The sequence below is a fragment of the Helicobacter suis genome, from assembly GCF_902196125.1.
GTDB lineage: Bacteria > Campylobacterota > Campylobacteria > Campylobacterales > Helicobacteraceae > Helicobacter > Helicobacter suis_B.
This window is the reverse complement of record NZ_CABIKG010000003.1, coordinates 40,191-57,153: the sequence shown is the minus strand read 5'-3', so window position 1 is coordinate 57,153 and position 16,963 is coordinate 40,191. Positions and strand designations below refer to the sequence as shown.

Genomic DNA, 16,963 nt, shown 5'->3' with positions numbered 1-16,963 from the left:
GCGCGACTCTTTGTAGAGGGGGTGTAGCTATTTCTAACTTTAAATAAATCCACCAATTTTTTAGAATGCACCGGGACTTGTCCTAACCCTGTAATCTTTTTAAACCCCTTCATGCCAAAATCTCATCTAAAAGTTCTTGGATTTCCCCCTCTAGCTCTCTAATTTCTTGTTGGATAGTACCCGCGCTTTTAGTTTCTGTGGGGCGATAAAAGTGTTGGTTAAACAAGATTTCATACCCTACTTCAATGCTTTTGCCCTCAATAAAGCCTATCTGTGGCCTGATTTGCTCTAAAAGCTCTAAAAAATAAGTGTCTTTATCCTCTTTAAGCGGGATTTTCTCTCTTGATTCATTTAAAAGAATTTTCAAATCCTTAGAGATTTTTCCCTTAGGGTTTGTTTTTTTAGGAATGGGGATATTAAGGGCATTTAAAAATGTTTCTTTGTCTTTAAAAATGGGCTCTAGCTTTGGCGGGTTAGCTTCTAATTGCTCTAATCTTTTTAAAATAGCCTCTTTATTAATGAGTTTAGAATCATCTTTAACTTCCTGACTTGATTTTAAAGAGATTACATTAAATTTAGTATACCCCAAGTCCTCACAATCTAGCACCACCGCTTGCGGGCTTTTTATCTGTTTAGAAAAAAGCTCAAAAATAGCATTGATGTGTTCTTGGCTAAGGCGCTTACTCTTTTCCCCTAAGCTTTTTGCCATAGGTTCAAAATAGCTAGTTGCATCAATGAGTTGGACTTTTTGCTTTTTTATGTGCTTGCTTGCGGTTGTTTAAAATCCAAATAAAAGTAGGGATTTGTGTGTTATAAAATAAATCAGTAGGTAGGGCAATGATAGCCTCTAAATAGTCCTTTGTGATAATATGGCTTCTAATTTTCACCTGCCCGCTATTGCTGTTAAATAGCGCGCTCCCATTGTGTATAGAAGCAATACGCGAGCCTAAAGGGGTATCTTTCATCTTACTAATCATATTGAGTAAAAACATCATTTGCCCATCACCAACCCCTGTAAGCCCCACTGCAAAGCGCGAATCATTTTTACATTTTTCTTGCTCATTCCCATAACTCTTACCAAAGGGTGGATTTGTCAACATAAAATCAAATTTTAAATCTTTAAATTGATCATCACTCAAAGTTGAGCCAAATTTGATGTTCTCTGGGTTTTCCCCCTTAATTAGCATATCTGCCTTACAAATTGCATAAGTTTCGGGGTTGATCTCTTGTCCGTATAAATAAATCTCAGCTGCTGGTTGCAAATTCTTAATAAAGGCCTTAGACTCGGTGAGCATCCCGCCACTCCCACAAGCATTATCATAAATTAAATAAGCGCCTTTTAAAATTTGTTCAGATACTGGTTTAAAAATGAGGGTAGCCATTAAAGAAATAATATCCCTAGGGGTGAAGTGCTCCCCTGCTTCCTCATTATTCTCTTCATTAAACCTGCGGATCAACTCCTCAAACACATAACCCATCCCTAAATTACTCAAACCGGGTTTATCTGAAGTAGACTTTATAGAAAAATTAACCTTATTGCTACAAAATTTATCCACAAGCTTAAATAAAATCCCTGCTTGCTCAAGGGTGTTTAACTCCGTTTCAAAATTAAACTTCTTTAGGATGTCTTTTATAGTGGCGCTAAAGCTATTTAAGTAATTTATAAAATTAACCTTGAGATTTCCCGGATCGTCTAAAAGTGTTTTTAAGGTGAATTGAGAATGGTTATAAAATCTAAAACCACTTGCTGCACATAAAAGCGACTCGCTAAGTTCTTCTGAGAGCTTTTGCTCTTTACATTCTTCTTGTTTTGCTAGTACCTTTTCTTTTGTAGGTTCTAAGATTGCATCTAAACGCCTAATAACTGTCATTGGCAAAATCACATCTCTATACTTACCCCTTTTGTAGTGATCTCTGAGTAAGTTAGCGATGTCCCAAATAAAATTGACAATGGGCTGAAATTGCGCTGCGTCCATGTTCTCCCCCTTGTGAAAAAATAAAAATATCAAAATCTCGCGCATTTTAGCATAAGTTTAAAGCGCCTATCTGCTAAAAATATTTTTGACTACTGTACTTTGTGTGGTTTACATTTTAAAGAATATGGGAAAACCCCTTAAAGAGTTTAGAGAGCTAACTTTTTAAGAAAGCATCGCAAAAATCCAAGATTTTTATCCAAAACCGCTATAGTTTTGCACTCGCTGGTGTGCTTTTTACTGTGTATTTGTCTAACTAAAAGCTATAAATATAGCGCAAGTACATAGAGTATTGCCGTCTAAAGGTTTCTTGTAGCGTGTAAAGGTTATTGTTCTTCCAAGCGCTTCCTTTATAGTATAGACTGGGTAAAGTGGGGATTTTTATCCCAAATTCTACCCCGTGGTGTTTGATGATATTGGTACGCAAACCTACATTAACCAAAAATTGAAAATGCGTATTATTAATGCTATGTTTTAGGGGGCCTGTGGTTTTTAAAGAAGCGGGGTTAATCTCTCCGCTCGTGCCAATATCTGTAGTGGGGGTAGAGCCATTACAAGGATTATCACTATCAGGGATATAAGCACATTGCCCGGGTACAGTGCCAATGACATAGCCTTGATTAAAATAGTTTACCTTATTGCTTGTCCAAGAATTGCCCGCAAATTGTGATCCTATAAAAAGACCAAAAACAAATTTATCTTTATTAATAATATTAAAGAGCATGTCTATTCCCGCCCCGTAAGTGTACATATCTACTTTATCATCATTAAGATAGAACACACTCACGCGGTTAGAAGCTGTGGCATTAGAAAAATTACTGTGCCCATAGTCAAAAAAACCATAATAGCGCAACCCAAACCATTTCTTTTTGCCAAAAAATTGTTTATAGCCCGCTAAAACATTAAGCCCAAACATGGGTTGGTTGCGCCCGGGATTATTAGCATTGCTACTTAGCATAGTCTTATTAGACCACAGCGCTTTACAATTTCCCGGTACGCATTGATCCCCCCCAACTTGGCTAGCATCTGGATTAGATGCACTTAGTACAACGCTACCCTGTGGGACCTGGAATAATTGCCCATTTTTTTCCCCTACAACTTCTTTATTAGCCCGCCCCACTTCTAAACCCACTCCAATAAAGACCGCGCTATTTTCTGCCGGCAAACTAAGGGGACAAACACCCAAAAAGAACCCGATTAGTTTACAACCCCTCTTAAAAGTTAAATTTTTACTATGAAACATCAACAACCCTACTTTCCTTGAATATTATTTATACCCGATTTTGATAATAAATAATCACTCATTCTAAAAAACTTTTAAACAATTTTATAACCCATTTAATATTAATCAGAGATAAATATCGGGTATATTATATTAATTTTGATAAATTTTTAATAAAATATAAGCTTTAAATTTATAAAATTATTACTACATAGCTCATTTTGTAGGATTTAGCATGCATTCAAAAAAACATAAAATGTTATCTATTAAACAGAAATGGGGGCGCACCATTTGTGCTTTTGGGGTGGTGGGGGCTGGGGTGCTTTTGGCTGAGGAATCACGGACGCTAGGTAAGGTAACCACTCTTGGCAAGCGCACCTTTGAGTATAATAATGAAATGAAAATTGGCCGTAAAGAATTACAACAACGACAAAGTAATCAGATCAATGATTTATTTAGAACAAGGGCTGATATTAATGTTTCTGGGGGAGGGTTAATGGCACAAAAAATCTATGTTAGGGGCATGGAGAGTCGTTTATTGCGCGTTACCATTGATGGAGCGGCACAAAATGGGAATATGTTTCACCATGATAGCAATACTATTATTGATCCGGGAATGCTTAAACAAATTGATGTGATCAAAGGCGCGGCTAGTGCCTCAGCTGGACCGGGAGCTATTGCCGGAAAAATGGCGATGGAAACCATCGGGGCTAATGATTTTTTGCGCAAGGGGCAAAATTATGGGAGCAGTGCTGCGGTGAGTTTTTATACTAACTTTGGCTACCGCGTTACTACCGTTGCGGCTTACCGTGCTAACAAATGGGATATTTTAGGTTATTACACAAATCAAAATATCTATTACTACCGCGATGGCAATAATGCCATGAAAAATCTCTTCCACCCCACCTATGATATTAATGATCCCGCTGCAAGCGATAAAGTGATTGGTAGCCCTAGCCAGCAAAATAATATCTTATTTAAAATCAATGGCTATTTTAATGAAAAGGATAGTTTGGCTGTGAGTTATAACATGACGCGCTATGATTCTACCCGTTTATTGCGCCCTAATGCCACCAGTGCTTGGAGTAAGGCTAATGAACCGGGTACCCAGCCAGCCCCCTTTTTAATTGATTTTGGTAAAGAGCTGGCTTATTTGATTAATGTCAATCACAACCTTTCTTTTAAATATAACCATGAAGGCGGAAGTGATTTTAATAAACCCCGTATCACCGCAACAACTTTTCTAAATGTGCGCAATGGTAATTATAAACCGGTAAATAACCCTTTTGCAGTTACTTCAAATGAGCCCACTAACCCTTATTATGTCCAAGAGGTGAGTCAATGGTGCGCGCTTAATCCTAGTAGTTGTGAAAAAGGAACGATCACCCCCGCACCCGGTGGGGGTTATGATATTAGTGTTAGTGCAAATGGGCAACAAATGGTGCCAAAATATAAAGCCTATGACTTAACTCCTCCTAATGCTAATAATCCACAACCTAATGACTGGACTTTAGGCAATGCTGATGCGGAAGGGACTTTGCAACGCGATATTTTCCTTATTAACTCTGGGATCAATGTTAAAGTCCAACACCCCATTAGCCCTGATTATGAAAATGTCTTTGAATACGGCGCGATTTATCAAAACCTCACCGCCTTCTCCGGTTTGGCTCAAAAAAATGGTTTGTATCCGGGCAATATTAACCCTAATGATCCAACCGGTCCAGGACTACCCTATCGCCACTACTACATGGACCCTGATGATGCGTATAACCAAAACATGAGCGTGGCTAATCCGGCCTATCGTGATTTGCCCCAAAATTCCTATGGGGTGGGCAATATCATCGGGGGGTATGTGCAGGCTAACTACAATTTCTTAAAAAATCTCATTGTAGGGGCGGGTACGCGCTATGATATTTATTTATTAAAAGATAAAGATGGGGATAATCATTTTACCTCTGGCTTTAGCCCGAGTGCTACCATTTTATATAATCCCATTGAAAACTTGGGTTTAAAACTCTCTTATGCCTATGTTACTAAGGGCGCACTCCCCGGTGATGGGGTATTAATGCGCGATCCAAGCGTGATCTATGAAAAAAATCTCAAACCAGCTATCGGGCAGAATGTAGAATTTAATCTGGATTATAATAGCCCTTATTTTAATGTGCGTGGCGCTAGCTTTTATCAAGTGATTAATAACTTTGTTAATTCCTATGGGCAAGATGTTTCTAAAAATGGTGGGGGCAATGCTATAGCTAAAAATCTTACCGGCAATCTGGCCCAAACCATTGCTATTTTTGGGTATGAAGTAAGTGGGAATGTAAAATACAAAGGCTTTACAGGCACTTTTTCCATCGCTAGATCTTGGCCTACGGCTAATGTTAAGGGCAAGTACTATTTATTAGCCGATACCTATGCTTTAGCCGCCACCTATGGCAATGTTTTTATTCTGAAAGCTGACTATGTGTTTAAACATGCCGGTTTAAGCCTCACTTGGCTAAGCCGCTTTGTTACGAATATGTATTATAACGGCTACAGTATTTATTATCCGGGCTATGGATTAATCCCTATTCATAAACCCGGGTATGGTGTGCATAATATCTATGTTAACTGGACACCGCCTTATAAGCGCTTTAATGGTTTGCGTTTATCCGCCGTCTTTAATAATATTTTAAATAAGCAGTATGTCAGCCAAACCTCTGTCTGGCAAGCTAGTGCGGATGCGCCGCACGGTGATATGCTTGCTAGAAATGGCCAGATTCGCATGGCTTTACCAGAACCGGGCTTTAACGCGCGTTTTGAAATTGTCTACCAGTATTAAGCTATTTGAACGCGTAAGATTTGTGTTTGCAGTTTGTATTCAATGTATTCTCTGATTTTTTAGAATATTTTCTATAATTTTTTGCATGGTTGCTAGCCACCTTGGGAGGCTATGGACCTCTTTAATGTAATTAAAGGCCGCAATTGAAAGTTTTTTGCGCACTTCTTCCTCTTGCATTAAAGAGCGCAGAGCGCTTACAAACTTAGGAACACTCTCAAAGCCATCTCCTAGTACAGGTCCTACAAAGGAACCAAATTTTTCACTCAGTCCATCAGGATTTTGATTGCTCACCAGTAAAACGCCATAAGAGAGTGCTTCTAAAAAGGAAATGGGTAGGGCTTCGTGGATAGAAGTGTTAATAAGGATTTTAGCATCTTTTAAGTGTGTGGCTTTGATGTCCCCATCTGCATGCCCTACAAAATGCAAATTAGCGACATTAAAATAGCCTCTATCTTTTAAGATTTTCATAGTTTGTCCTGGTGGTTCATTAGACTGCCCTAGCATAAAAAATTCATACTCGGGGCATTGCTTAGCGATTTCACAAAACAGCCACCCCCGTTTGATTACATCAATTCGCCCTAGAAAAATGATGTGATCTTTTTTGGGATGGGTAGCAGGATCAAAAGTTTCTTCAATTTCAATGGGATTGGGTACATAGGTGATCTCCACTTCCTCATCGAGTTTATAAAGTTCCTTAGCCTTGCTATTCAAACAGAAAGCCTGGCTGATAAATTGGATACGCTTTTGTTTATAGAGAGCATGGATAAGGTTATTGAGCCCCTCATCAAAATAATTCGGTTCACTCATCAAGCTTACCCCCTCGATTTCCTCCCAATCACCAAGAGGTCTAGGGTCTTGAATCCAAAAGAGAATGGGGGTTTTTAAATCATGCAGGAAAGGAAACGGAAAAGCCGCCTCTATGCTTAGATACAAATCGTAGTTTTGTTTAGAGAGCCATCTTTTGGCACAATAATCGTTTAAGGGTATCTCAAAAACGCGAGTACCATCAATAATTGTCTTGTGTGCAAACAATCCCCAATATTTTCTATTAATCCTAAAAAGAACATCTACTTGGATACTTGGATACTTGGATACTTGGTAGATATTTGGCCACTAAACGCCTGGCTAAGAAACCATAGCCCCCATAGCCCGTACCACATGCGCCAAAATACTCACCCACAAGCAAAGCTACCTTGATTTTTCTCATTAATTCACCTTTTTCACAATAAAGGGCTTATTCTACTATAAAATTCTCTGAGTAGTAATATTTAGGGGTTGCTTGGCGGTTTTAGGTAATAGCCGGTAAAAAGACCGACTATTACCTAACTCATGTTTTTAGTTGCCATTTATAGCAATATCTTTACATGCCGTTTAGTTTTATTAAGCTATATTTAATAATATTTCTAATTAAGTAACACAAAGTATATCAACTGGACTTTGTATGAGGATTAACGCGCGTTTTGAAATTGTCTACCAGTATTAGGCCTGTAAAACTCTACACCATTTTAGGGGCGCGCCCGCAGTTTATCAAAGCTAGGGCTTTAAGCGCTGCGCTTAAACAAAACCCGTTTATTCATAGCACAAATACCACCTACCAACTCCAAGAGTTTTATATCCACACTAACCAGCATAGCCAAGCTAATATGAGCACAGATTTTTTTAAAGAATTACATTTAGATAGCCCTACACATACCCTACCAAAAGCGCCTAATCATCTGAGCCGTTTAGAGCATGTAGGATTTATGTTTGCTAAACTCAAAACAATTTGTACCCAAGAGCGCCCAGATTTGATTTTAGTTTATGGGGATACTAATTCTACTTTAGCGGGGAGTTTGATCGCGCATTTTTTAAATATTGCGCTAATACACATTGAAGCGGGTTTAAGAAGTTATAACTTTAACATGCCAGAGGAATATAACCGTATTAGTACAGATAAATTAAGTACTCTGCTTTTTTGCCCCACTAAACAGGCCTACCACACTTTTAAACCAAAGCCACACCAAAAAGTTTATTTTAGCGGTGATGTGATGTTAGATAATGTGTTGTTTTATCAAAACCATGCCCGCCCTCCACAAGGATTTAGCGCTAAAAACTTTCTCTTTGCAACTTTACATAGAGCGAGCAATATTGATAACCCACATTGTTTACACGCCATTATTAGCGCCTTAGAAGAATTAGCCCAGCAAATACCGGTATTTTTAGCTCTGCACCCTAGAACTGCTATAGCCTTAAAAAAATACCATCTCTTTTTAAAACACACCCATATTTTGCCACCCCTACGCTACTTAGAAACCCTTTATATGCTTAAATATGCGCGCCTTGTATTAACAGATAGTGGGGGGTTACAAAAAGAGGCGTATTTTTGTAAAACACCGGTTTTAATTTTACGCGAGGAAAGTGAGTATCCAGCATTAATAGAGGAGGGAGCGGGGATATTAGTTGGGCATGAGAAAGCGCGCATTGTACAGATAGCCATGCAAAGCCTTAAAGAACAACCTAAACTTAGTTTTGCTAGTATGCATTCCTTCGGGGAGGGCAATAGCGCTTCACTTATTTTACAAGCTATCAAGGAGCATGTATGTTATTTGGAATCATTGGTGTTGGAGGATTTATAGCCCCTAGACATATTAAAGCTATTTATGAAACCGGGCATGTATTAGATTGTGCGGTAGATGTACATGATAGCGTGGGGGTTTTGGATCAATATTATTTAGACTGTGAATTTTTCACCTCTTTAGAGGATTTGCACCAGTATATTTTAAACTGCAAAGATCAGGAAAAATTTTTAGATTTCCTATCCATTTGTACCCCTAATTACTTGCACTTTGAGCATATTGAATTTGCTCTAAGCCATGGGATCAATGCTATTTGTGAAAAACCATTGGTACTTGATCCAAATGAATTAGACGAAATAAAGAATTTGGAGAAGAAATATAACCGCCGTGTGTTTAATATCATGCAATTGCGCCTCCACCCTAATATGTTAGATTTAAAGCAAAATATACAGGCAACTTTACAAAATGAACCTACAAAGGTTTATCATATTTCTCTTACCTACCTCATCTTACGGGGGAAATGGTATTTTAATTCTTGGAAAGGCAATATTGATCGCAGTGGAGGATTAGCCGCTAATATTGGTATCCATTTCTTTGACATGCTATTACATATTTTTGGCTCTGTAGTGGATAGTGTGGTGCATGTACACACTGCTGATTGTATGGGAGGGTTATTAACTTTAGAGCATGCTAAAGTGTCTTGGTTTCTCTCTGTTAGTCCGGGTAATTTAGGGTTACGACAAGATCGCGCCCACCGCACCTTAGTATTAGAGGGAGAGGAAATTGATTTTAGTACAGGCTTTGAGGAATTGCACACTAAAAATTACCAGCAAATTATTAATAATGAGGGTTTAACTTTAGACGATCTGCGCTCTGCAATTAAACTAGTAGATAGCATTCGCCATGCCCAACCCTCAGAGCCAGATACAGATTGCCACCCACTCTGCCATAAAGTATTAGATTGATTCACCCTAGCGCTAGTATCCACCCTTCTACTTATATTGATGCGCGCGTTTGTATCCAAGAGGGGGTTAAAATCTGGCACTTTTGCCACCTCCTAGAGGAAAGCTATCTGGGTAAAAATGTGAGTGTGGGGCAAAATTGTGTGATTGGACCTAGAGTGCGTATCGGGCAGGGCTGTAAAATCCAAAATAATGTGAGTTTGCATGAGGGGGTGGAGTGTGAGGATTTTGTTTTTATTGGGCCTAGTGTGGTTTTTACCAATGTTTTAAAACCTAGAAGTTTTATTAAAACTAAGCGTTCAGAGTTTTTACGCACACGCCTAAAAACAGGTTGTAGTATCGGGGCTAATGCGACAATTTTATGCGGGATTTGTATTGGGGCTTATGCCTTTGTAGCAGCCGGGAGTGTAGTAACTAGAGATGTACCGGATTTTGCAATGATTAAGGGTAACCCCGGGCGCTTTGTTCGCTTTATAGATAAAGCACTCAACCCCTTAGTTTTTAAAAATAACCGGGCAATAGATAGCTTAGATGGCTCTATTTATGTGTTAGAAAATAACCAAGTACGCTTACTCTAATGGATCTGTATAATCTAGCAGACTTACACCAAGAACATGCAATAGAAATTGAAAACGCGCTTTTGCTGTGTGCTAGAAGTGGGCGCTATATTTTAGGGAATGTTGTAGAGGAACTAGAACAAGAATTAGCTAATAAATCTGGGTTTAAATTTGTACTAGGCACTTCTAGTGGGAGTGCTAGTTTACTTTTGGCCATTTTAGCCTGTGGCATTGGCTATAAAGATGAGGTGATCACCCCTGCTTTTGGTTTTATTGCAGCTGCAGAAATGTTATGCCTAATAGGGGCTAAACCGGTTTTAGTAGATATTAATTTGCGTACTTATCACTTAGATTTAAAAGCCACAGAAAAGGCAATTACCCCAAAGACAAAAGCCATTCTCCCTTTAAGTCTTTTTGGACTAGCTAGTGATCGCTATGCTTTAAAGGCGCTTGCAAAAGATCATAATTTAGTGGTGATTGAAGACTGCGCCCAGAGTTTTTTAGCCCCCTATCATAGCGCTACTAATGATACACCGGATATTTTAACCACTAGCTTTTTTCCTACTAAGCCTTTAGGGTGTTATGGCGATGGGGGGGCTATATTTTGTAATGATGTTAATTTATATACTAAGCTTAAAGCTTTGCGCGTACATGGCCAAAGCCAAAAATATAACCACATTTATTTAGGTCTTAATGCTAGATTAGATGCCCTGCAGGCTAGCGTATTAAAGGTTAAACTTAAGTATTACAGCACACATCTAAAGCGTCTGCGCGCCTTAGCTCAGATTTATCACACTCTTTTAAGCCCTTTAAATTTACAACTACCCCTAGATACAATCCACACAAAACACAACACCCGCCAAAATATCTATTCTCAATACCCCATTTTGCACCCTAAACGAGATGAGTTAGTTACAAAACTCAAGCAAGCAGGAATTTCTGTAGCTATCCACTACCCAAAACCCCTCCACCACCAAGAAGCGCTCAAACACTTAGGTTATCCCCCCTCAGCCTTCCCCAATGCCCTAAAGGTTTCAAAACACATTTTAAGCCTACCGCTAAATACAAGTTTAAGCATGCAAGATTTAGAAAAAGTTGTCCAAATCATCGCCCATGTTTAAAAATAACCCCACTTTGGCCATTTTGGGTTTGGGCTATGTTGGATTACCCTTAGCCTTAGCCTTTGGGGCGCATTTTAAAACAATCGGCTATGATATTTCTTATAAGCGAATCTGCGAATTATCTAACCACCATGATTACAACCAAGAAATAGCCCCCATAGATTTTACAAAAGCCCCCCTTTTGCATTTTACAAATAATCCTTATGATTTAGAAGGGGTAGATGTTTTTATTATTGCCATGCCAACGCCCATAGATGCAAATAACCAGCCCGATTTATCTAAACTCCAAAGCGCCTCTATACTTGCAGGCTCTCTTTTGCGCCCATCTGGGCTTGTTATTTATGAATCCACGACTTACCCCACCTGTACACAAAATTTTTGCGCTCCCTTATTAGAACAAGCGAGTAAACTTGTATATAACCAAGATTTTTTTATCGGCTATTCCCCTGAGCGAATCAATGTTGGAGAAAAAAGACCCTTTAATACGATTGTTAAACTCACCTCTGGGAGTACGCCAGAAAGCGCGCGCTATGTAGATTGGCTTTATAGCCACATCGCACCCACCTATCTTACCAGCTCTATAGAAATAGCCGAGAGTGCTAAGATTTTAGAAAACACACAAAGAGATTTAAACATCGCCTTTGTAAATGACATGGCGATGTTATTAGCCCGGCTTAATATTCCTCTTTATGAAGTTTTAGATGCCTGTAAGACAAAATGGAATTTTTTACCCTTTAGCCCGGGTTTTGTGGGCGGGCATTGTATTGGTATTGATTCGTATTACTTAGCATTTCTAGCCAAACAGCTAGATTATGATCCGGTTTTAATCCAAACAACTAGACAAATTAATAACACCATGCCAAGCTTTATTGCCTCTAAGATCACCCAATTACTCAATACCCATAAACTACCCATACAAGGGGCTTCAATTTTACTCTTAGGGGTGAGTTTTAAAGAAAACTGTAATGACTTGCGCAACACACAAAGTTTGCTTTTAAAACAAGAATTAGAATCCTTTGGATGCTGTGTAGCCCTTTTTGATCCTCTCATTGATTCTAAAGCCCTTGAAGAGCTGTATCAAACTTCGCTTTTAGAGCAACTCCCCAAAACCCCCACCTACCATGCCATTATTTTAGTAATAGGGCATGGTGTTTTTAGAAATATAAAAATCCCCTCTATTCTCTTGCCTCAAGGTTTTATCTATGATTTAAAACGCTTTTTTAACCCGCCTCCCCCAGTTATACTTTACACACCCTAGAATATGTTACAATCCTAATAAAAAGGAATGTAATGGAAATTAATGACACTCTTTTAGAAAAGTTAGCTGATCTTTCTATGTTAGAGATAGAAAGTTTTGAGCAAGATAAGTTAAAAGCGCATTTAGAGGAAGTGTTAGATTTTGTACAAAATCTTAACACGATGGATTTGGAGGAAGTGGGCGATCTTAAGCAAGAAAACACCCCTCTTAGAGAAGATTGTGCTGTGCATAATAGCAGTGTTTCACAGGCCATTTTAAAACAAGCCCCCCAATCTCAGGAAGGTTATTTTAATGTCCCTAAGATCATTGAGACTTAAGGGCTTAACAAAATGAGATATACAGAAATTTTTAATAAACGGGGTATTTTTGTGCCCTTTGTGATGTCAGGCGATCCTAGTTACGCTCTTAGTTTTGAAATTGTCAAAACTTTAATAGATGTGGGAGCTGATGCATTAGAGTTAGGTTTTGCTTTTTCTGATCCAATGGCTGATGGGGTGGTGATTCAAGCTAGCCATTTGCGAGCATTAAAAGCAGGTGTAGATATGCGCTCTAATTTTAATTGGCTTTCTCAAATCCGTAATTATGACTCTAAAATCCCTATTGGTCTATTAGTGTATGCTAATTTAGTTTATCATTTTGGGATTGAAAACTTTTATCGCGCTTGTTTTGAGAGTGGGGTAGATAGCGTACTTGTTGCTGATATACCCTTAATAGAGAGTCAGACTTTTTTAGAAGCGGCATATAAATACCAGATTAGCCCGGTCTTTATTGCCGCCCCACACACTAAAAAAGTAGATTTGAAACGCATCGCTACGCTTAGTCATGCCTATATTTATGTATTAGCTCGTGCGGGGGTTACGGGGGCTAAACAGGTTTTAGGAGAAGAAGCTAGAGAAGTGATTTGTACTTTAAAGCAATATAGCAATGTACCCTGTTTATTAGGATTTGGGATTTCTAAGCCAGATCACTTACAAAAGGCGCTAGCTATAGGCGCAGATGGGGTTATCTGTGGCTCGGCTGTGGTGCAGATTATAGAAAAACATCTACATTCCTCAAGCATGTTAACAGAGCTACAACGCTTTAGTAAGATCATGCTTACAGCCGTTTGTTAAGTCTAGTGTAGTGGTAAAAACTAACCCCCACTAGAATGATAAATGGCGCTAAAACCCCCACTTCTGGTAAAAACACACCTGAGATACTAAATTTTCCCATAGCAAAGAAAAGCCCCCAAAGAATAAGAGAAAGCAGGATAAATTTTAAGCTCAAAAGCGCGAGATTTTCATAACGCGCTAGATTAGGCGTATAGTAGGCAATTAAAATAGCTGTGAGGGGTACAAAAAATGGCAAAAAGATAGAGACATATAAAAACCCCCGAATTTTTTTAGTGTCTGCTTTTTGGCGATAAAGCACATGTAAAGAGCGAAAAGCATCTGTAATAGAAACAGCGGGTTTATTTTGATAAATCGTATCTAGCACTTTAGGGCGAAAACCCTTAAGGGTTTTAAGTAGGGGGAGTTTTTGTACAGATAATCCTTTCTTACCTAAAAGTAAAGGGGTGGGTAAAGTAGAGAGAGTAACGCTGTGTAAAACCCAAAATTTCCCTTCAAAAGAAGCGCTTGGAGCCTGAGCAAAAGTATTGAGTTGGTTATCCTTTAGCATGAAAATTTTAACATTTTGCGCGTTTTGTAATAAGGGGTTGATCTTGCCAAAGTAAATATAATCGTTGTTATATTTTACTAATAAATTTTCAGAAATGCTATTTGTATTGTCTTTATAAATAATAGATTGTGCTTTTTCTTGCATATAAACAAAGGGGGTGGCATTTAGCCCTACATAAATGAGGATACATAGAGCATTAATCCAGAGCATGGGCTTTAAAATTTGCTTAATTGAATAGCCAATGGAGAGTAAAGCGGTGTATTGGTTAGAGCGGATAAAAGCGGTGTAGAAAAGCACTAAACCTAAGAGTAAAGAAATGGGCAAAGTATAATTGATCGCATAAAGCCCATCGTAGACAAAAAATAGCAAGATAAGATTAGCTGCGCTGGGGAATTTTTCAGCATACTGGAGGCTATCAATGCCTAGAAAGAAAAATTCTAAAGCAAGTAAGATAATTAGGCAGTATTTAGCGTAATAAGACCCTACAAATACCCACAATCTCATGTGTTGCGGGTGAATTGGTTTTGCATGGCTGTAAAATCTTGAGTCTTGATATAAAATAAAAGGGCTTGTTTAGCGTGGGTAAAAATTTCTTGTTTAAGTGGCTCTTCTTGTGCTAAAAAGCGTTGCAAGACATAAGAGATAGTGGCATCGCGTGTGTTTTGCTGCGTGCGGCCAATCCCGATCTTCATTTTATAAAAAGGTTGTAAGCAGTGTTGCATGATAGATTTTAACCCATTATGCCCTCCATGCCCTCCTTTGGCTTTAAAGCGCAAAGTCCCTAAAGGCAGGTCTAAATCATCATGGATAATTAAAATAGATCGGGGTTTATGGTGGTTTAAAAACGCTCTTAAAGCCTGACCTGATAAATTCATATAAGTAGTGGGCTTGAGTAGGTGGGTTAAACCCACCCTAGCATAATCGCCACAATATTGTACCTTGTGTATGAAGTGCACCCCTAAATCTTGTGCTAGCAAGTCTAAGATGTCAAACCCCACATTGTGGCGGGTGTGGGCATAGGTAGGTGTGGGATTACCCAGTCCCACAAGTAACATTACTTAGCCTTAATGACCCCGACAACAGCGTTATTGGGATTTTCTAAAACTTTAACACTAGCAGGAATTTTTAGATCGCGCATCAAAATAGCGTCCCCTACATCTAAATTGCTAACATCTAAATCAATTTCAGAAATTAGATTTTCTGGGGTACATTCTACATGGATACGGTGTTTAGAAAGCATTAAAATACCCTTATTCTTAATGCCAACAGCAACCCCGTGGGTTTTAACAGGAATATAAAACTTGGATTTAACCCCCTTGTATAAAACCATGAGATCTACATGCATAAGCGTATTGCTGATTGGATCTTTTTGATAGGATTGAATCACCACATTATAGGCGTTTTGACCAATTTTAACCGTGAAATCTAAATTAGGTTTATGTTTGACAAAGCGGATAAAATCATTGATCTTAAATGTTGCATATACATTGGGGGTTTCTCTACCATAAAGATTAGCTAGTAACATTCCCTGCTTTCTTACAGCCTTGCGCTCTGATTTGCTAAGCTCGCCCCTTATTTCACCTTCTAACATGTCCACTCTCCAAGCAAAATAAAATAAACGCGCATTTTAACATGAACTAACTTAAAAATATGGGCTAAGATAGGCATAGCTAAACTATAGGTACAAAGGTATTAGGCTTAGCTCTACTAACTAAAACATCTTCCATAAGCGTGTCTAAATCCCCGTCTAAAATAGCCCCTACATTGCTATAAGCAATCTCACTACGGGCATCTTTAATCTGCTGGTAGGGAGCTAATACATAACTTCTAATCTGGTGTCCCCAACCAATATCGCTTTTCTCCTCCATATTGCTAGCTTCTCGTTGTTTGCACAACTCTAACTCGTAAAGTTTAGATTTAAGCATTTTCAAGGCCATAGCTTTATTTTTATGTTGGCTGCGATCGTTTTGGCATTGCACCACAATACCGGTAGCAAAATGCGTGATACGGATTGCTGATTCAGTCTTGTTAACATGTTGCCCACCTGCTCCACTTGCGCGGTAAGTATCAACGCGAATATCCTTCTCCTCAATTACAATATTAATATCATCATCAACTTCTGGGCTTACCTGTACACTAGCAAAACTGGTATGCCGTTTGCCATTAGCATTAAAGGGCGACATGCGCACTAGGCGGTGAATTCCATTTTCATTTTTCATGTAACCATAAACATTTACGCCACGAATCACAAAAGCCACCCCCTTAATCCCCGCTTCCTCCCCCTCTTGGTAGTCTAAAAGCTCTACTTTAAAACCCTTGCGTTCTGCCCAGCGTAAATACATTCTATAAAGCATGCTTGCCCAGTCTTGACTCTCTGTCCCTCCTACCCCGGGCTGGATACTCACGATCGCATCCATACTATCTTGATCGTTGGCTAACATCACACTCACTTCCATGCTTTGCACACGGGCGGCTAATTTAGGCGCTTCCTCAAAGAGTTGAGTAAGTGCTTGGGTGTCCTCTTGGATTAATTCAAATAATTCTAGGGCTTCTTCTAGCGTGTGCTTAGTGTGTTCATAAGTTTGTAAAAGCCGCTCTATGCGCATTTTCTCTTGGTTTTTTTGCGCGGCTAGTGTTTTATCTTGCCAAAAGGCCGGATCAACTTGTTCTTGGGTGATTTGTTCTAATTGGGTTTTTAGATTCTCTGGTTTGATGATCTGGGCGATATTGTGGCATTTGTTTTGTAGCCCCTTAAGCAATTCGCTATACTGGTAAATGTCCATTGTATTTCCGTATCGTTGGTGTTCTGGTTTTATTATACGCCCAAGTTGCCCATTT

The 16,963-nt window shown here is 38.9% G+C and carries 15 protein-coding genes and 1 pseudogene; 8 read left to right on the top strand and 8 right to left on the bottom strand.

Annotated features, from left to right (window positions below; all coding sequences use genetic code 11):
- Positions 1 to 109 precede the first annotated feature (109 nt).
- Both G6Q00_RS01720 and G6Q00_RS01715 read right to left on the bottom strand, forming a co-directional pair.
- Positions 110 to 1,976 (bottom strand): annotated as a pseudogene (locus G6Q00_RS01720) (type I restriction-modification system subunit M).
- A gap of 253 nt (positions 1,977 to 2,229) precedes the next feature.
- Positions 2,230 to 3,159: an outer membrane protein gene (locus G6Q00_RS01715; RefSeq protein WP_430750780.1), complete on the bottom strand. Its 930-nt coding sequence runs from the start codon at positions 3,157 to 3,159 to the stop codon at positions 2,230 to 2,232.
- A 292-nt stretch (positions 3,160 to 3,451) separates the two neighbouring features.
- Between G6Q00_RS01715 and G6Q00_RS01710 the strand changes: the two genes are divergently transcribed.
- Entirely contained in the window at positions 3,452 to 6,013 is a 2,562-nt protein-coding gene (locus G6Q00_RS01710) for a TonB-dependent receptor domain-containing protein (protein ID WP_430750781.1), read from the top strand.
- Positions 6,014 to 6,052: 39 nt separating this feature from the next.
- Here the strand turns inward: G6Q00_RS01710 and G6Q00_RS01705 are convergent, their stop codons facing one another.
- Positions 6,053 to 7,045 (bottom strand): glycosyltransferase family 4 protein, encoded by a 993-nt coding sequence (locus tag G6Q00_RS01705; RefSeq protein WP_205426454.1) that lies wholly within the window; start codon positions 7,043 to 7,045, stop codon positions 6,053 to 6,055.
- 22 nt (positions 7,046 to 7,067) lie between these two features.
- Complete coding sequence (locus G6Q00_RS08425; RefSeq protein WP_205426453.1) at positions 7,068 to 7,220, bottom strand: hypothetical protein; 153 nt, start codon at positions 7,218 to 7,220, stop codon at positions 7,068 to 7,070.
- 253 nt (positions 7,221 to 7,473) lie between these two features.
- Between G6Q00_RS08425 and wecB the strand changes: the two genes are divergently transcribed.
- From wecB to trpA, 7 genes are read left to right on the top strand one after another with little or no spacing between them, the layout of a single operon-like run.
- Entirely contained in the window at positions 7,474 to 8,628 is a 1,155-nt protein-coding gene (gene wecB, locus G6Q00_RS01700; RefSeq protein WP_240330920.1) for a non-hydrolyzing UDP-N-acetylglucosamine 2-epimerase, read from the top strand.
- Positions 8,592 to 9,533, top strand: coding sequence for a Gfo/Idh/MocA family protein (locus tag G6Q00_RS01695; RefSeq protein WP_163531742.1), 942 nt, complete (start codon positions 8,592 to 8,594; stop codon positions 9,531 to 9,533). Before wecB ends, G6Q00_RS01695 begins: the two co-directional genes overlap by 37 nt.
- The gene (locus G6Q00_RS01690) at positions 9,530 to 10,108 is read left to right on the top strand and encodes an acyltransferase (RefSeq protein WP_346265324.1); all 579 of its coding nucleotides are present in this window, start codon (positions 9,530 to 9,532) and stop codon (positions 10,106 to 10,108) included. The genes G6Q00_RS01695 and G6Q00_RS01690 overlap by 4 nt, the downstream gene beginning before the upstream one ends.
- Positions 10,108 to 11,208: a DegT/DnrJ/EryC1/StrS family aminotransferase gene (locus G6Q00_RS01685; protein WP_163531741.1), complete on the top strand. Its 1,101-nt coding sequence runs from the start codon at positions 10,108 to 10,110 to the stop codon at positions 11,206 to 11,208. Before G6Q00_RS01690 ends, G6Q00_RS01685 begins: the two co-directional genes overlap by 1 nt.
- Positions 11,201 to 12,466 carry a nucleotide sugar dehydrogenase gene (locus G6Q00_RS01680; protein ID WP_163531740.1) on the top strand — a complete coding sequence of 422 codons (1,266 nt, stop codon included), beginning with the start codon at positions 11,201 to 11,203 and terminating at the stop codon, positions 12,464 to 12,466. Before G6Q00_RS01685 ends, G6Q00_RS01680 begins: the two co-directional genes overlap by 8 nt.
- 32 nt (positions 12,467 to 12,498) lie before the next feature.
- Entirely contained in the window at positions 12,499 to 12,783 is a 285-nt protein-coding gene (gene gatC / locus G6Q00_RS01675) for an Asp-tRNA(Asn)/Glu-tRNA(Gln) amidotransferase subunit GatC (protein ID WP_163499468.1), read from the top strand.
- A gap of 12 nt (positions 12,784 to 12,795) precedes the next feature.
- Positions 12,796 to 13,578: a tryptophan synthase subunit alpha gene (gene trpA / locus G6Q00_RS01670; protein ID WP_163531739.1), complete on the top strand. Its 783-nt coding sequence runs from the start codon at positions 12,796 to 12,798 to the stop codon at positions 13,576 to 13,578.
- On the opposite strand, the gene G6Q00_RS01665 is transcribed toward trpA, so the two are convergent.
- The 4 genes from G6Q00_RS01665 to prfB all read right to left on the bottom strand — a co-directional run bounded on the left by G6Q00_RS01665 (position 13,562) and on the right by prfB (position 16,908).
- Complete coding sequence (locus tag G6Q00_RS01665; protein WP_163531738.1) at positions 13,562 to 14,629, bottom strand: LptF/LptG family permease; 1,068 nt, start codon at positions 14,627 to 14,629, stop codon at positions 13,562 to 13,564. The genes trpA and G6Q00_RS01665 overlap by 17 nt on opposite strands.
- Positions 14,626 to 15,180 (bottom strand): aminoacyl-tRNA hydrolase, encoded by a 555-nt coding sequence (pth, locus tag G6Q00_RS01660; RefSeq protein WP_163531737.1) that lies wholly within the window; start codon positions 15,178 to 15,180, stop codon positions 14,626 to 14,628. The genes G6Q00_RS01665 and pth overlap by 4 nt, the downstream gene beginning before the upstream one ends.
- A complete protein-coding gene (locus G6Q00_RS01655; protein ID WP_205426452.1) occupies positions 15,180 to 15,716 on the bottom strand; it encodes a 50S ribosomal protein L25/general stress protein Ctc in 537 nt (178 codons plus the stop codon). The genes pth and G6Q00_RS01655 overlap by 1 nt, the downstream gene beginning before the upstream one ends.
- A gap of 79 nt (positions 15,717 to 15,795) precedes the next feature.
- Positions 15,796 to 16,908, bottom strand: coding sequence for a peptide chain release factor 2 (prfB, locus tag G6Q00_RS01650; RefSeq protein ID WP_163531736.1), 1,113 nt, complete (start codon positions 16,906 to 16,908; stop codon positions 15,796 to 15,798).
- Between the last annotated feature and the right edge of the window lie 55 nt (positions 16,909 to 16,963).

Bases quoted from the DNA above. Each gene is read 5' to 3' on its own strand.
- G6Q00_RS01710 (WP_430750781.1), top strand. From the start codon at position 3,452: ATGTTATCTATTAAACAGAAATGGGGGCGCACCATTTGTGCTTTTGGG.
- G6Q00_RS08425 (WP_205426453.1), bottom strand. From the start codon at position 7,220: ATGAGAAAAATCAAGGTAGCTTTGCTTGTGGGTGAGTATTTTGGCGCA.
- G6Q00_RS01695 (WP_163531742.1), top strand. From the start codon at position 8,592: ATGTTATTTGGAATCATTGGTGTTGGAGGATTTATAGCCCCTAGACAT.
- G6Q00_RS01685 (WP_163531741.1), top strand. From the start codon at position 10,108: ATGGATCTGTATAATCTAGCAGACTTACACCAAGAACATGCAATAGAA.
- G6Q00_RS01680 (WP_163531740.1), top strand. From the start codon at position 11,201: ATGTTTAAAAATAACCCCACTTTGGCCATTTTGGGTTTGGGCTATGTT.
- gatC (WP_163499468.1), top strand. From the start codon at position 12,499: ATGGAAATTAATGACACTCTTTTAGAAAAGTTAGCTGATCTTTCTATG.
- trpA (WP_163531739.1), top strand. From the start codon at position 12,796: ATGAGATATACAGAAATTTTTAATAAACGGGGTATTTTTGTGCCCTTT.
- G6Q00_RS01665 (WP_163531738.1), bottom strand. From the start codon at position 14,629: ATGAGATTGTGGGTATTTGTAGGGTCTTATTACGCTAAATACTGCCTA.
- pth (WP_163531737.1), bottom strand. From the start codon at position 15,180: ATGTTACTTGTGGGACTGGGTAATCCCACACCTACCTATGCCCACACC.
- G6Q00_RS01655 (WP_205426452.1), bottom strand. From the start codon at position 15,716: ATGTTAGAAGGTGAAATAAGGGGCGAGCTTAGCAAATCAGAGCGCAAG.
- prfB (WP_163531736.1), bottom strand. From the start codon at position 16,908: ATGGACATTTACCAGTATAGCGAATTGCTTAAGGGGCTACAAAACAAA.